The sequence below is a fragment of the Litchfieldella anticariensis FP35 = DSM 16096 genome (assembly GCF_000409775.1).
Classification (GTDB): domain Bacteria; phylum Pseudomonadota; class Gammaproteobacteria; order Pseudomonadales; family Halomonadaceae; genus Litchfieldella; species Litchfieldella anticariensis.
The window spans coordinates 257,355-271,074 of sequence record NZ_KE332391.1 but is presented as its reverse complement, the minus strand read 5'-3'; the positions used below and the strand labels follow the sequence as shown (position 1 = coordinate 271,074).

The following is a 13,720-nucleotide window of genomic DNA, read 5'->3' as shown; positions in this document are numbered from 1 at the left end:
GCCTTGAGCGTATTGCCCGATGTTGAATACTTCAAGCTTAAAATTTTAAGCTTGAAGTATTTGCTGAGTCGGCCTAACGTGAAATTCAAGAACAACGAGCGAGTGGTGTCCGATGAGAATAGCCTGCCTCGGCGGTGGCCCCGCCGGCCTCTACTTCGCCATCAGCATGAAGCGGCGTGATCCGTCTCATGATATCGTGGTGGTCGAGCGCAATCGTCCGGACGACACCTTCGGTTGGGGCGTGGTGCTTTCCGATGAGACGCTCGACAACCTGGCCCGCAACGATGCCGTCAGCGCCGAGCGCATCCGCGAGCACTTCGCCTACTGGGACGACATCGCGGTGATCCACCAGGGGGTGAAGACGGTTTCCACCGGCCACGGTTTTTGTGGCATTGGGCGCCGGCAATTGCTGATCCTGCTGCAGCAGCGGGCCCGCGAACTGGGCGTGGAGCTGCGCTTCGAGACACCCATCGAGGAAGACGATATCGACGCCTACCGTCGCGAGTTCGACCTGGTGATCGCTGCCGATGGGATCAATTCAAAGACTCGCGAACGCTATCGGGAACACTTCAAGCCCGATATCGACACACGTGCCTGCAAGTTCGTATGGCTCGGCACTCACCAGACCTTCAACGACGCCTTTACCTTCATCTTCGAGCATACCGAACACGGCTGGGTATGGGCGCACGCCTATCAGTTCGACGCCGATACCGCGACCTTCATCGTCGAGTGCAGCGAGGAAACCTGGCGCAAGTTCGGCTTCGGCGAGATGAGCCAGCAGGAGTCGATCGCCGTCTGCGAACGGATCTTCTCCCGACACCTCGGCGGTCATTCGCTGATGAGCAATGCCCGGCACATTCGCGGCTCGGCGTGGATCAACTTCCCGCGTGTACTATGCGAGCGCTGGAGCTTCGACAACGTGGTGCTAATGGGCGATGCCGCCGCCACCGCGCATTTCTCGATCGGTTCCGGCACCAAGCTGGCGCTGGAGAGTGCCATCGCCCTGGCCGACTACCTGCATAGCGAGCCGAGCATGGCGAAAGCCTTCTTCCGCTACGAGGAGGAGCGGCGTCTGGAGGTATTGCGCCTGCAATCGGCGGCACGCAACTCCACCGAATGGTTCGAGCAGGTCGAACGCTACCTGCACCTCGACCCGGTGCAATTCAACTATTCTCTGCTGACGCGTTCGCAGCGCATCAGCCATGAGAACCTGCGCTTGCGTGATCCCGAATGGCTGGCCAGTGCCGAGTACTGGTTCCAGGCGCAGGCCGGCAACCCCGGCAGCCAGCGAGCGCCTATGTTCGCGCCCTTCGAACTGCGAGGGCTCAAGCTTGCCAACCGCGTGGTGGTGTCGCCGATGGCGCAGTACAAGGCTGTCGATGGCTGCCCCACCGACTGGCACTTCGTGCACTATGCCGAACGTGCCAAGGGCGGCGCCGGGCTGGTCTATATCGAGATGACCTGCGTCAGCCCCGAAGGGCGTATCACCCCAGGCTGTACCGGCTTCTATGCCCCCGAACACGAGACCGCCTGGAAGCGGCTATGCGACTTCGTGCACACCGAAACGCCAGCCAAGTTGTGTGCGCAGATTGGCCACTCAGGGCCGAAGGGCTCGACCCAACTAGGTTGGGAGGAGATGGACGCACCACTGCCGGACGGCAACTGGCCGGTAATGGCCGCGTCCGCCGTGCCCTGGTCCGAGCGCAACCAAGTGCCCAAGCCCATGGACCGCGACGACATGGACCGGGTCCGCGAGCAGTTCGTTGCCGCGGCACGAATGGCCGATCGTGCCGGTTTCGACATGCTCGAGATCCACGCCGCCCACGGTTACCTGCTGTCGTCGTTCATCTCGCCGCTGACCAATCATCGCGACGACGAATACGGCGGCTCGCTCGACAATCGCTTGCGCTATCCGCTGGAGGTGTTCCGCGCCGTGCGCGAAGCATGGCCCGACGACAAGCCGATCTCGATGCGTATCTCGGCCAACGACTGGATCGGCGAGGAAGGCGTGACACCGGCGGAGGCGGTGGAGATCGCGCGGCATCTCAAGGCGGCCGGGGTCGACATCTGCGACGTCTCGGCCGGCCAGACCTCGACCCGCGCACGGCCGGTGTACGGGCGCATGTTCCAGACTCCGTTCTCCGACCGCATCCGCAACGAGACCGGCATGGCGACCATCGCGGTGGGCAACATCTACGATGTCGACCACGTCAATTCGATCCTGATGGCCGGGCGTGCCGACCTGGTGTGCCTGGCGCGCCCGCACCTAGCCGATCCCTACTGGACCCTGCATGCCGCGGCACGCTTGGGCGATCGCGGCGTGAGCTGGCCGAACCCCTATCTTGCCGGTCGCGATCAGCTCTACCGACTGGCCGAACGCAACGAAGGACTCGTCTGAATGGAAACCTTGCATGACAAACGCGTCCTGATCACCGGTGGCGGTTCCGGCATCGGCGCCGACATGGCGCTGGGCTTCGCCGAGGCCGGCGCCCGGGTGACCATCGTCGGGCGCCGCCAGGAGGCGTTGGAGCGCGTAGCCGGGCAGCACGACAATATTGATGTGCAGGTGGCCGACGTCACCGACGAGGCCGCCATGCTGTCGCTGTTCGATACGCTCGGTGAGGTCGACGTGGTGATTGCCAATGCCGGTGCCGCCGACAGCGCACCGTTGGAAAGGACCGACCTCGCTCATTGGCAACGCATGCTCGACGTCAACCTCACCGGGGTTTACCTCACCCTGCGTGAGGGGCTGAAACATCTGCGTCCCGGTGGACGCCTGCTGGCGGTGGCCTCCACCGCAGGACTCAAGGGCTACGCCTATGTCGGTGCCTACTGTGCAGCCAAGCACGGCGTGGTCGGCCTGGTCCGGGCGCTGGCCCAGGAAACAGCGGCGCGTGGCATCACCGTCAACGCGTTGTGCCCCGGCTTTACCGAGACGCCGCTGCTCGAGGCCAGCATCGACACCATCGTCGACAAGACCGGTCGCACGACTGAGCAGGTACGAGAGCACTTCACTCGCACCAACCCTTCCGGACGCTTGGTGCAGCCCGCCGATGTCACTGCCACCGCATTGTGGTTGTGCGGCCCTGGCAGCGATGCCATTACCGGCCAGGCGATTTCGATATCGGGAGGCGAGATTTGATGGGAGTCGAGGAGAAATCCCAGGCCATGAGCCCGCAAACCCCCAGCAAGGAACGCCTGCGCCTGTGGCTGCGCATGCTGCGCGTGACGCGACAGGTCGAGGCCGAACTGCGCGAGAAGCTGCGCGTACAGTTCGATTCGACCCTACCGCGTTTCGACGTGCTGGCTGCGCTATACCGACATGCCGAGGGCCTGAAGATGAATGAGCTGTCGCGCCAATTGATGGTTTCCAACGGCAACGTCACTGGCATTGTCAGCCGCCTGGTGGAGGATGGCTATATCGACCGTATCGCCATCGAGGGCGACCGCCGCGCCACCCGCGTATGCCTGACCGAGCTTGGCCGCGCCGCTTTTGCCGAGATGGCCGAGGCCCATGAGGTCTGGGTCAACGAACTGCTCGATGGTGTCACCGAGGAGGACGCCCACCACATGGGTGAACTGCTGCACCGCCTGCCTGCCGAACCGGGAGCCGCACGATGAACATGGCAAGCCTTACCCCCAAGCATTTTCTGTGGCGTATGCAAGGCGAGGTCGCTGTCATTCAACTCGCCCGTCCCGAGCGCAAGAATCCACTGACCTTCGACAGCTATGCCGAGTTGCGCGACACCTTCCGCGACTTGGCCTATGCCGACGACGTCAAGGCGGTGGTGTTCGCCGCCAATGGCGGCAATTTCAGCTCTGGCGGCGACGTGCACGACATCATCGGCCCGCTGGTGGAGCGGGACATGAAGGGCCTGTTGGCCTTCACGCGCATGACCGGTGACCTGGTCAAGGCGATGCTCAACTGCCGGAAACCGGTGATCGCCGCCGTTGACGGGGTGTGCGTGGGTGCCGGGGCGATCATCGCCATGGCCTCCGACATTCGCTTCGCCACGCCCGAAGCCAAGACCGCTTTCCTGTTCACCCGCGTAGGGCTGGCCGGGTGCGATATGGGAGCTTGCGCGATCCTGCCTCGCATCATCGGCCAAGGGCGTGCCGCTGATTTGCTCTACAGCGGCCGCAGCATGAGCGCCGAGGAAGGCCATGCCTGGGGCTTTTACAACCGCCTGTTCGAGGCCGACAAGCTCGAAACCGAGGCCATCGCCTACGCTCAGCGGCTCTGCGAAGGGCCGACCTTCGCCCACGGCATCACCAAGACCCAGTTGAACCAGGAGTGGTCGATGAGCCTGGAGCAGGCCTTGGAGGCCGAGGCTCAGGCCCAGGCGATCTGCATGCAGACCAAGGACTTCGAACGCGCCTACCGGGCGTTCGTGGCCAAGCAAAAACCCGAGTTTGGAGGCGACTGATGAGCGACCGTAGCTTCCTGCAGTGGCCCTTCTTCGACGCTTCGCATCGCGAACTGGCCGAGCGCCTGGAGGAATGGTGCGCCGCGCACTTGCCGGTCTCCCACGCCGATGTGGACGCTACCTGCATCGGCCTGGTGCGTGCGCTCGGCGAGGCCGGCTTCCTGCGCTATACCGGTGGTGAATCCCTCGACGTGCGTTCGCTGTGCCTGCTGCGCGAGACCTTGGCGCGCCACGACGGCCTGGCCGACTTCGCCTTCGCCATGCAGGGCTTGGGCACCGGTGCGATCAGCCTGTTCGGCAGCGAGCAGCAGAAGCGTTGGCTGGACAGAACGCGCAACGGCCAGGCGCTGGCGGCTTTCGCCCTGACCGAGCCTCGCTCAGGGTCGGACGTTGCAAGGATCGAGACCAGCGCCACCCGCGACGGCGATCACTACGTGCTCAACGGTGAGAAGACCTGGATCTCCAATGGCGGGATCGCCGATGTTTATACCGTTTTTGCACGCACCGGCGAGGCGCCGGGCGCCAAGGGGCTGTCGGCATTCCTGGTGCCGGCGGACACGCCGGGGCTGGAGATCCGCGAGCGCCTGGAAACCATCTCTCCGCATCCGTTGGCGCGGCTAGGCTTCAACGATATGCGCCTGCCGCGCGAGAACCTGATTGGCGAGAGCGGGCAGGGCTTCAAGATCGCCATGTCGGTGCTCGACGTGTTCCGCTCCACGGTGGGGGCAGCGGCGCTGGGCTTCGCGCGTCGCGCGCTGGACGAGTCGCTGGCCCGCTGCCGCGAACGCGAGCTGTTCGGTGGGCCGCTCGCCGACCTGCAACTGGTGCAGGGCCATCTCGCCGACATGGCGTTGGATGTCGATGCCGCCGCGTTGCTGGTCTATCGCGCCGCCTGGACCAAGGACCAGGGCGCCGCGCGGGTCACCCGCGAAGCGGCCATGGCCAAGCTCTACGCCACCGACCGTGCCCAGCAGGTGATCGACAAGGCGGTGCAGTTGCATGGCGGTGACGGGGTGCGCAAGGGCCATATCGTCGAGAGCCTGTATCGTGAGATCCGCGCGCTGCGTATCTACGAGGGCGCTTCCGAGGTGCAGAAAGTCATTATCGCGCGCAGCGCCCTGGGAAACACATGAATGAATGCTGGCGCAGCTCAATCGCTGACAACAACAACGTCTCTGACGATGGAGGCCCACGATGTTGGGAAGAACGGCCCATCTCGATACCTTCACCCGGGATAACCTGCCGCCTCGCGAACAATGGCCCGAACTGAGGCTGGCAGGGTTCGACTACCCACTTCAGCTCAATGCTGCCGTCGAGCTCAGTGACCGGCTGGTCGAACGCGGTTTCGGCGAGCGCATTGCGCTGATCGGCAACGACCGGCAACGCACCTATCGCGAACTGGCCGAGTGGACCAACCAACTGGCCCATGCGCTGGTCGAGGACTATGGCGTGAAACCCGGCAACCGGGTGCTGATCCGTTCGGCCAACAACCCGGCGATGGTCGCCTGCTGGTTGGCGGCCACCAAGGCCGGTGCCGTGGTGGTCAATACCATGCCCATGCTGCGCGCCGGCGAGCTGGCGAAAATCGTCGACAAGGCCGAAATCAGCCATGCGTTGTGCGATACCCGGCTGCTCGACGAGTTGAATACATGTGCCGAGACCAGTCGCTACCTGACCAAGGTGATCGGCTTCGACGGCACCGCCAACCACGACGCCGAGCTGGACCGTGCCGCCCTGCACAAGCCGGCGACATTCACCGCCGTGGATACCGCCCAGGACGACGTCGCACTGCTCGCATTCACCTCCGGCACCACCGGCCAGCCCAAGGCCACCATGCATTTTCACCGCGACCTGCTGATCATCGCCGACAGCTATGCTCGCGAGATCCTGCAGGTCACGCCGGACGACATCTTCGTCGGCTCGCCGCCGCTGGCCTTCACCTTCGGATTGGGGGGGCTGGCGATTTTCCCGCTGCGTTTCGGCGCCACCGCAACGCTGCTGGAGAAGGCCTCGCCAGCCAACATGATCGACATCATCGAGACCTACCGGGCGACCGTTTCGTTTACGGCGCCCACGGCCTACCGTGGTATGTTGAAGGCAATGGACGAAGGTGCCGATCTGTCGAGCCTGCGTGTCGCGGTCTCCGCCGGCGAGACCTTGCCAGCCCCGGTCTATGAGGAGTGGAGGCAGAAAACCGGCAAGCTCATGCTCGACGGCATCGGCTCCACCGAGATGCTGCATATCTTCATTTCCAACCGGCTCGACGATGCCAAACCGGGATGCACCGGCAAACCGGTGGGGGGCTACGAGGCACGGGTCGTCGACCTGGAGATGCAAGAAGTGCCTCGTGGTGAGGTCGGCAGGCTGGCAGTGCGAGGCCCCACCGGTTGCCGCTATCTGGCTGACGAGCGTCAGGCTCAGTACGTGCGTGATGGTTGGAACCTCACCGGAGACAGCTTCGTTCGGGACGAGCAGGGATACTTTCACTTCGCCGCGCGCAGCGATGACATGATTGTCTCCTCAGGCTACAACATCGCTGGCCCGGAGGTGGAGGCGGCGTTGCTGGCGCATGACGAGGTGCTGGAATGCGCCGTGGTCGGTGCGCCCGACGACGAGCGTGGCCAGATCGTCGAGGCGTTTGTCGTGCTGGCGCCGGGTGTGGTGGGTGACGAGGCGTGTGCCCAGCGTCTGCAGGGCTTCGTCAAGCAGACCCTGGCACCCTACAAGTACCCGCGCTCGGTGCGTTTCATCGACGAACTGCCCAAGACGGCAACCGGCAAGATCCAGCGTTTTCGCCTCAAGCAGGCGTACCATCCCGCTGCCGCCGGTGGCCAGGCATGATGCCAACCACAACGAGATGACGTGACAACAACACCTGTGCACAAGGGGATCTAACAATGAAGAAACTGACTGCCATCGGCCTCGGCCTGTTGATGTCGACCGGCCTGGCGTCGCTCCAGGCCCAGGCCGACGAGGTCAAGATCGGCATGATCACCACCCTTTCCGGAGGTGGGTCGCACTTGGGCGTAGATATCCGCGATGGCTTCCAGCTCGCCCTCCAGCAGTCCGGTCGCGACGACATCGAGCTGCTAGTGCAGGACGATGCCCGCAAGCCTGATGTGGCCAAGAGCCTGGCCGACGAGTTCATCCAGCGTGACGAGGTCGATATCCTCACCGGCATCGTATGGTCGAACCTGGCCATGGCGGTGGTGCCCTCCGTGGTGCGTCAGGGAGTGTTCTACCTCTCGCCCAATGCCGGACCTTCGGACCTGGCGGGACGTCTGTGTCACGAGAACTATTTCAATGTCGCCTGGCAGAACAACAACCTGCATGAGGCCATGGGTGCCTACATGCAGCAGCAGGGTCTCAAGAAGCCCTTCATCCTGGCGCCCAACTACCCGGCCGGGACCGATGCCCTGGAGGGCTTCAAGAGTCGCTACGGCGGTGAACTGGCCGGCGAGATCTATACCCAACTGGGGCAGACTGATTATGCCGCCGAAATCGCACAGATTCGTGCCAGCGATGCCGACAGCGTGTTCTTCTTCCTGCCGGGTGGTATGGGCATCGCCTTCACCAAGCAGTTCCATGGCTCCGGTGTCGAGCTGCCGATGTTCGGGCCGGCGTTCTCCTTCGACGAGATCATCCTCGGTGCGGTAGGCGATGCGGCGATCGGCGTGGTGAACACCTCACAGTGGGCCTACGACCTCGACAACCCCACCAACCAGGCCTTCGTCGAAAGCTTCCGTGAAGCCTATGGCCGGACTCCGACACTATATGCCTCGCAGGGCTTCGATACCGCCAACCTGATCCTCAGTGCCCTGGAAACGGCGCATCCGGATGATGCGGATGCTTTCCGCGAGGCCCTGCGCGCCGCTGACTTCGAATCCACACGCGGTGACTTCCGCTTCGGCAAGAATCACCACCCGATCCAGGACATCTACGTGCGTACCGTGGTTGCCGGCGACAACGGCCAGCCGACCAATCGGCTGGTGGGTGTTGCCGTCGAGGACATGCAGGACGTCTTCGCGGATGAATGCCGGATGTAACCCGTTCTCACCGTACGGACCGGTGCGCCGCTCCGTACGGTGATCGCTCCTTGCCTGACTCAGGGACGCCAACGTGACCCTACCCCTGCTATTCGAACAACTCCTCAATGGCCTGCAGCTTGGCACCATGCTGTTCCTGATGGCCAGCGGCCTGACCCTGGTGTTCGGCGTGATGGGCCTGATCAATCTCGCCCATGGTTCCTTCTACATGGTCGGGGCTTTCGTGACCGCCTGGACCGCCGGTACCACCGGCTCGTTCTGGGTCGGCCTGGGGGCCGGTATCCTGGCCGCCGCCGCGGTTGGTGCCGTGGTCGAATTGTTGGTAATTCGCCGTCTCTATCATCGCCAGCATCTCGATCAGGTGCTGGCGACCTTCGCCTTGATCCTGATCTTCTCCGAAGGTACGCGCTGGTTGTTCGGCTCCTCTCCCTTGTGGCTCAACGTGCCCGAGGCCCTCTCGGGGGCCGTGGCCCTACCTGGCGGGTCGCGCTACCCGGTATTCCGGTTGGTGATCATCGCCGTGGGCGTGCTGGTGGCGGTGGCGCTGTTCCTGCTGATTTCCCGCACTCGCTTGGGCATGCGCATCCGCGCCGGTGAAAGCGACCGGGAGATGATCGGGGCACTGGGTATCGATATCGCCAAACTCTATACGCTGGTGTTCGCCTTGGGAGCGGCGTTGGCGGGGCTGGCCGGATCGATGATCGGGGCCTTGCAGTCGGTGCAGGTGGGCATGGGTGAACCGGTGCTGATCCTGGCCTTCGTGGTGATCGTGATCGGCGGCATCGGCTCGATCAAGGGGGCCTTGATCGGTTCGATTCTAGTGGGGCTCGTCGACACGCTGGGCCGGGTGTTCCTGCCATCGCTGTTCAAGCTGTTCATGGCCCCGGCTGATGCATCTGGTGTCGGCGCGGCGCTGGCCTCGATGCTGATCTACGTGCTGATGGCCATCATCCTGGCGTTCAAACCGAAGGGGCTGTTTGCTGCCAATGACTAGATTACACAAGGGCGCGTTTGACAAGACGCCAGGAGTGGCGCCGGTGACGGTGCCGCGGATTCACCGCGAAACCTGGGTCAACTGGACGCTGCTCGGCTTGCTGCTGGTGGCGCCGGTGATCGCCAATGCCTTGGGCGAGGTCTACTACGTCAACCTGGCAACCCGTATCGCGATCGTGGCGATGGCGGCGGTGGGGCTCAATCTGGCGATCGGCTATGGCGGCATGATCAGTTTTGGCCACGCCGCCTTCTTCGGGTTGGGTGGCTATGTCGCCGGCATCAGCGCTTTTCACGCCTTCGACATGACACCGGTGCTGAGCTGGCCCGTCACAATGACGGGCACCGACAACTTGCTGGTGATCTGGCCTGCGGCGATGCTGGCATGCGCCGTGCTGGCGCTAGCGATCGGGTCGATTTCGCTGCGTACCTCCGGGGTGTACTTCATCATGATCACCCTGGCGTTCGCGCAGATGATCTATTACTTCGCCGTCTCCTGGCCGACCTATGGCGGTGAGGACGGGTTGCCGATCTACCTGCGTAACCAGTTTCCCGGGCTCGATAGCAACGATCCGCTGAGCTTCTTCCTGATCTGTTTCGTGGCACTGGTGCTGGCTCTGGCGATTACCGCACGGCTGATGCAATCACGTTTCGGGGCGGCGCTGAGCATGGCACGGATCAACGAAACCCGGCTGGCTACCGCCGGCATCGCCCCCTATCCAATCCGCCTGGTGGCATTCGTGATCTCGGCGGTGATCACCGGCCTGGCCGGCGCGTTGTTCGCCGATCTCAACGGCTTCGTCGGGCCGAGCATGCTCAGTTGGCATCGCTCCGGCGAGATCATGGTCATCGTCATCCTGGGCGGTGTCGGCCGGCTCTATGGCCCGCTCTCCGGGGCCATACTGTTCGTGCTGATGGAAACCCTGCTCGGCGGGCTGACCGAATACTGGCTGCTGTTCCTCGGGTTGGTGCTGCTGTTCGTGGTGCTGTTCGCCCGCGGTGGCGTAATGGGGCTGCTGGCGGGGAGGGCGCGTCATGAGTGATGCTGTGCTGACGCTCAGCCATCTTCACAAGAGCTTCGGTGCACTGCAGGCCACCCAGGATATCTCGCTCGACCTCAGGGCGGGAGAAATCCATGCCTTGATTGGTCCCAACGGTGCCGGCAAGTCGACGCTGATCGGTCAGATTACCGGCCATCTGACGCCCGACCGGGGCAAGGTCCAACTGGCCGGTGAGAACATCACCGCGCTCAGCGTGGCGCAACGGGCACGGCGCGGTCTGGGACGCAGCTTTCAGGTCTCCTCACTGGCCGATTCGTTGTCGGTGCTGCGTAACGTGATGATTGCCGTGCAGGGCTTGCAGGGGCACAGCTTTCGCTTCTGGAAGCCGGTGCATCGCGACGCCAGCCTTGTGGAGCCGGCACGCGCGGCCATCGCGCGAATGCAGCTCGAGTCGCGTGCCGAGACGCCGGTGTCGGAGCTTTCCCATGGCGAGCGTCGCCAGGTGGAAGTGGCCTGTGCGCTGGCGTTGAAGCCGCGTGCCCTGTTGCTCGACGAACCCATGGCCGGACTGGGACCGGAAGGCTCCGCGCGGCTTACCGAACTGCTCGAAGAACTCAAGCATGAAGTGCCGATCCTGCTGATCGAGCATGACATGGACGCCGTGTTCCGCCTGGCCGATCGTATCTCCGTGCTGGTGGCGGGGCAGATGATCGCGCACGGTGTCAGCGATGAAATCCGCGCCAATCCGTTGGTTCGTGAAGCTTACCTGGGGGACTGACATGCTGAGCATCGCTGGTATCGAAACCTTCTACGGTCCTTCCCAAGCGCTGTTCGGGGTCGACCTCGAGATCGGCGAGGGCGAAATGGTGGCGTTGATGGGCCGTAATGGCATGGGCAAGACCACCACCATTCGCTCGCTGTTCGGTCTGACGCCAGCCGCCAGTGGCACCATCGAGTTTGAATCTCGCGACCTGCGTAAGCTGCCGTCCTATCGTATCGCGCGTTTGGGGTTGGGGCTGGTGCCGGAGGGGCGTCGTTGCTTTCCCAATCTGACGGTACGCGAGAACCTGGTCGCCACCGCACGTCCTGGTCAGTGGGACCTGACCCAAGTCGAGCGGCTGTTCCCGCGCCTGGCCGAGCGTGCCCAACAGTCGGCGCAAACCTTGTCGGGCGGCGAGCAACAAATGCTAGCCATCGGCCGGGCGTTGATGACCAACCCACGCCTGCTGGTGCTCGATGAAGCCACCGAGGGCCTGGCCCCGGTGATTCGCAAGGAAATCTGGATGGCCATCCACACCCTCAAGCAACAGGGGCAGTCGACGCTGATCGTCGACAAGTCGCTTTCCGAGCTACTGCCACTGGTCGATCGCTGCACCATCCTGGAAAAGGGGCGCACCGCCTGGAGCGGGCTGCCCGGCGAGCTCGACGAAGGTATCCGCGATCGCTACTTAGGCGTATAGCATTTGCCCGAAAAGTCGCCAAGCAAAGGGCGGTTTTCACCCCGGTGAAGGAGATCACATGCCATACATCACGCGGCGCAAGGTACGCTTTCAGCATTGCGATCCGGCGGCCATCGTCTTCTATCCGCGTTACTTCGAGATGATCAATTCGGTGATCGAGGACTATTTCGCCGAGGTGGTGGAGGTCGATTTCCGGGCCATGCATGTCGAGCGTCACGTCGGGGTACCCACCGTATCGATCGAGACCCATTTTCATGCACCTAGCCACCTTGGTGACGAACTGGAGTTCAGCCTGGAGCCGACGGCAGTGGGTACGACCAGTCTGACGCTTTCCATTCGTGCCTGTTGTGGGGATGAAGCCCGCCTAAGCTGCCAGTCGACCTTGGTGTTCGTCGACATGGATAGCGGCCGCCCCATCCCCTGGCCTGATGCCATGCGTCAGCGTCTTGTCTCCGAGCTTGCATAAGGACCTTTGCCATGACATTACTCAAGGCCCATGAGTTGTTGCACCCTGCCAATTGGAAACCCGCCGTGGGCTATGCGAACGGCATGCTGGCGGAAGGCCGCTTGTTGTTCGTGGGTGGCCAGATTGGTTGGAATCAGGATCAGGTCTTCGAGAGCGACGACTTCGTCGCGCAGATCCGTCAGGCATTGGAGAACATCGTCGCCGTGTTGGACGAGGCTGAGGCCCGACCCGAGCACATCGTGCGGCTGACCTGGTACATCACCGACAAGCGCGAATACCTGGCGCGTCTCAAGGAAGTGGGCAGCGCTTATCGAGCCGTGCTGGGCAAGCACTTCCCGGCGATGACCATGGTCCAGGTGGCAGACCTGATCGAGGACCGTGCCAAGGTCGAGATCGAAGCCACCGCCGTGGTGCCGCAGCGCTGAGTCATCATGTCCTGGCTGCCGTATCTCAGTGACTCAAGCGCTCGATGGCGGTAATGAAATCGCCACCGGGACGAACGTAGTGCTCGAGAATCGAGAAGTGATCGTCACCGGCCTTGAGATCCGCATGAACCTCGATTCCCTGGTCGCGCAGATGCTCGGCGTAGGCATTCATCTGGCGTGCGAACTCGGCGGGCTCCTTGCCGCCGGCGGTCAGGATCACTGGGGCTTCGACCTTCGGTGGCAGGAACAAGGGGCTGTAATCCATCACCTCGCGCCACGTGAGCTGCAGGCTGGGCTGCAGCCAGGAGTACGGAAACGGGCGCAGGTCGAATAGCCCGCTGATCGCCAGCGCGCCCTTGATCAGGTCGTTGGGCAAGCCGAATACCCCTTCCCAGTCGGTCGCCATCAGCATGCCGCACAAATGGCCTCCTGCTGAATGGCCGGACACCGTGATGCGCTTCACATCAACTCCCAGCTCGCCAGCGTGGCGGTGTAGCCAGGCCAGCGATGCTTGGCACTGGCGCACCAGTTCGCTGAACGGCACGCTCGGGCACAGCGCATAATTCACTACCGCCACATTGATGCCGGCTTCCACCAGCCGTTCGGCGACAAACGAGAACTCCTTGTGACTCAACGAACGCCAGTAGCCGCCGTGAAAGAACACATGCAGTGGGGCATTGGCCTGTTGTGCGGGGAACAGGTCCAGGCGTTCCGCCAACGAGGGGCCATAGGCCAGATCCTCGCGCACCGACAGGTGCGAGCGCGTCGCCGCACTACGCGTTTGCCAGTCGGCGAGCAATGCCGCCCTGTCGCGACCACGCATGGGGTCGTACTGGGCGTCGATCTGTTCCTGGGTGGCGAAGTCTCGGTAGAGCATGGGAGGTCCTTGTTGTCATGTTTCCACG

The 13,720-nt window shown here is 63.2% G+C and carries 14 protein-coding genes; 13 read left to right on the top strand and 1 reads right to left on the bottom strand.

Features of this window, described 5'->3' with window-relative positions:
• Positions 1-112: 112 nt before the first annotated feature.
• The 13 genes from L861_RS13650 (at position 113) to L861_RS13590 (ending at position 12,815) form a co-directional block, all read left to right on the top strand.
• A complete protein-coding gene (locus tag L861_RS13650) occupies positions 113-2,398 on the top strand; it encodes a bifunctional salicylyl-CoA 5-hydroxylase/oxidoreductase (RefSeq protein ID WP_016417036.1) in 2,286 nt (761 codons plus the stop codon).
• Complete coding sequence (locus L861_RS13645; RefSeq protein WP_016417035.1) at positions 2,399-3,142, top strand: SDR family NAD(P)-dependent oxidoreductase; 744 nt, start codon at positions 2,399-2,401, stop codon at positions 3,140-3,142.
• Positions 3,143-3,168: 26 nt separating this feature from the next.
• Positions 3,169-3,621, top strand: coding sequence for a MarR family winged helix-turn-helix transcriptional regulator (locus L861_RS13640; RefSeq protein WP_027947667.1), 453 nt, complete (start codon positions 3,169-3,171; stop codon positions 3,619-3,621).
• A complete protein-coding gene (locus L861_RS13635; RefSeq protein ID WP_016417033.1) occupies positions 3,618-4,427 on the top strand; it encodes an enoyl-CoA hydratase family protein in 810 nt (269 codons plus the stop codon). Before L861_RS13640 ends, L861_RS13635 begins: the two co-directional genes overlap by 4 nt.
• A complete protein-coding gene (locus L861_RS13630) occupies positions 4,427-5,560 on the top strand; it encodes an acyl-CoA dehydrogenase family protein (protein WP_016417032.1) in 1,134 nt (377 codons plus the stop codon). The genes L861_RS13635 and L861_RS13630 overlap by 1 nt, the downstream gene beginning before the upstream one ends.
• A 61-nt stretch (positions 5,561-5,621) precedes the next feature.
• Positions 5,622-7,268, top strand: a complete 1,647-nt coding sequence (locus tag L861_RS13625) for a benzoate-CoA ligase family protein (RefSeq protein ID WP_016417031.1) — start codon at positions 5,622-5,624, stop codon at positions 7,266-7,268.
• A gap of 56 nt (positions 7,269-7,324) precedes the next feature.
• Positions 7,325-8,473, top strand: a complete 1,149-nt coding sequence (locus L861_RS13620; protein WP_016417030.1) for an ABC transporter substrate-binding protein — start codon at positions 7,325-7,327, stop codon at positions 8,471-8,473.
• Positions 8,474-8,546: 73 nt separating this feature from the next.
• Positions 8,547-9,467: a branched-chain amino acid ABC transporter permease gene (locus tag L861_RS13615; protein WP_016417029.1), complete on the top strand. Its 921-nt coding sequence runs from the start codon at positions 8,547-8,549 to the stop codon at positions 9,465-9,467.
• The gene (locus L861_RS13610; protein WP_051149343.1) at positions 9,460-10,506 is read left to right on the top strand and encodes a branched-chain amino acid ABC transporter permease; all 1,047 of its coding nucleotides are present in this window, start codon (positions 9,460-9,462) and stop codon (positions 10,504-10,506) included. The genes L861_RS13615 and L861_RS13610 overlap by 8 nt, the downstream gene beginning before the upstream one ends.
• The gene (locus L861_RS13605; protein WP_016417027.1) at positions 10,499-11,242 is read left to right on the top strand and encodes an ABC transporter ATP-binding protein; all 744 of its coding nucleotides are present in this window, start codon (positions 10,499-10,501) and stop codon (positions 11,240-11,242) included. The genes L861_RS13610 and L861_RS13605 overlap by 8 nt, the downstream gene beginning before the upstream one ends.
• 1 nt (position 11,243) lies before the next feature.
• A complete protein-coding gene (locus tag L861_RS13600) occupies positions 11,244-11,924 on the top strand; it encodes an ABC transporter ATP-binding protein (protein ID WP_016417026.1) in 681 nt (226 codons plus the stop codon).
• A 58-nt stretch (positions 11,925-11,982) separates the two neighbouring features.
• Positions 11,983-12,390, top strand: coding sequence for an acyl-CoA thioesterase (locus L861_RS13595; RefSeq protein ID WP_016417025.1), 408 nt, complete (start codon positions 11,983-11,985; stop codon positions 12,388-12,390).
• An 11-nt stretch (positions 12,391-12,401) separates the two neighbouring features.
• Positions 12,402-12,815: a RidA family protein gene (locus L861_RS13590; RefSeq protein ID WP_016417024.1), complete on the top strand. Its 414-nt coding sequence runs from the start codon at positions 12,402-12,404 to the stop codon at positions 12,813-12,815.
• A 25-nt stretch (positions 12,816-12,840) separates the two neighbouring features.
• On the opposite strand, the gene L861_RS13585 is transcribed toward L861_RS13590, so the two are convergent.
• Positions 12,841-13,692: an alpha/beta hydrolase gene (locus tag L861_RS13585; RefSeq protein ID WP_016417023.1), complete on the bottom strand. Its 852-nt coding sequence runs from the start codon at positions 13,690-13,692 to the stop codon at positions 12,841-12,843.
• Between the last annotated feature and the right edge of the window lie 28 nt (positions 13,693-13,720).

Coding starts and splice junctions, on each gene's coding strand:
- L861_RS13650 (WP_016417036.1), top strand. CDS start 113: ATGAGAATAGCCTGCCTCGGCGGTGGCCCCGCCGGCCTCTACTTCGCC.
- L861_RS13645 (WP_016417035.1), top strand. CDS start 2,399: ATGGAAACCTTGCATGACAAACGCGTCCTGATCACCGGTGGCGGTTCC.
- L861_RS13640 (WP_027947667.1), top strand. CDS start 3,169: ATGAGCCCGCAAACCCCCAGCAAGGAACGCCTGCGCCTGTGGCTGCGC.
- L861_RS13635 (WP_016417033.1), top strand. CDS start 3,618: ATGAACATGGCAAGCCTTACCCCCAAGCATTTTCTGTGGCGTATGCAA.
- L861_RS13630 (WP_016417032.1), top strand. CDS start 4,427: ATGAGCGACCGTAGCTTCCTGCAGTGGCCCTTCTTCGACGCTTCGCAT.
- L861_RS13625 (WP_016417031.1), top strand. CDS start 5,622: ATGTTGGGAAGAACGGCCCATCTCGATACCTTCACCCGGGATAACCTG.
- L861_RS13620 (WP_016417030.1), top strand. CDS start 7,325: ATGAAGAAACTGACTGCCATCGGCCTCGGCCTGTTGATGTCGACCGGC.
- L861_RS13610 (WP_051149343.1), top strand. CDS start 9,460: ATGACTAGATTACACAAGGGCGCGTTTGACAAGACGCCAGGAGTGGCG.
- L861_RS13605 (WP_016417027.1), top strand. CDS start 10,499: ATGAGTGATGCTGTGCTGACGCTCAGCCATCTTCACAAGAGCTTCGGT.
- L861_RS13600 (WP_016417026.1), top strand. CDS start 11,244: ATGCTGAGCATCGCTGGTATCGAAACCTTCTACGGTCCTTCCCAAGCG.
- L861_RS13595 (WP_016417025.1), top strand. CDS start 11,983: ATGCCATACATCACGCGGCGCAAGGTACGCTTTCAGCATTGCGATCCG.
- L861_RS13590 (WP_016417024.1), top strand. CDS start 12,402: ATGACATTACTCAAGGCCCATGAGTTGTTGCACCCTGCCAATTGGAAA.
- L861_RS13585 (WP_016417023.1), bottom strand. CDS start 13,692: ATGCTCTACCGAGACTTCGCCACCCAGGAACAGATCGACGCCCAGTAC.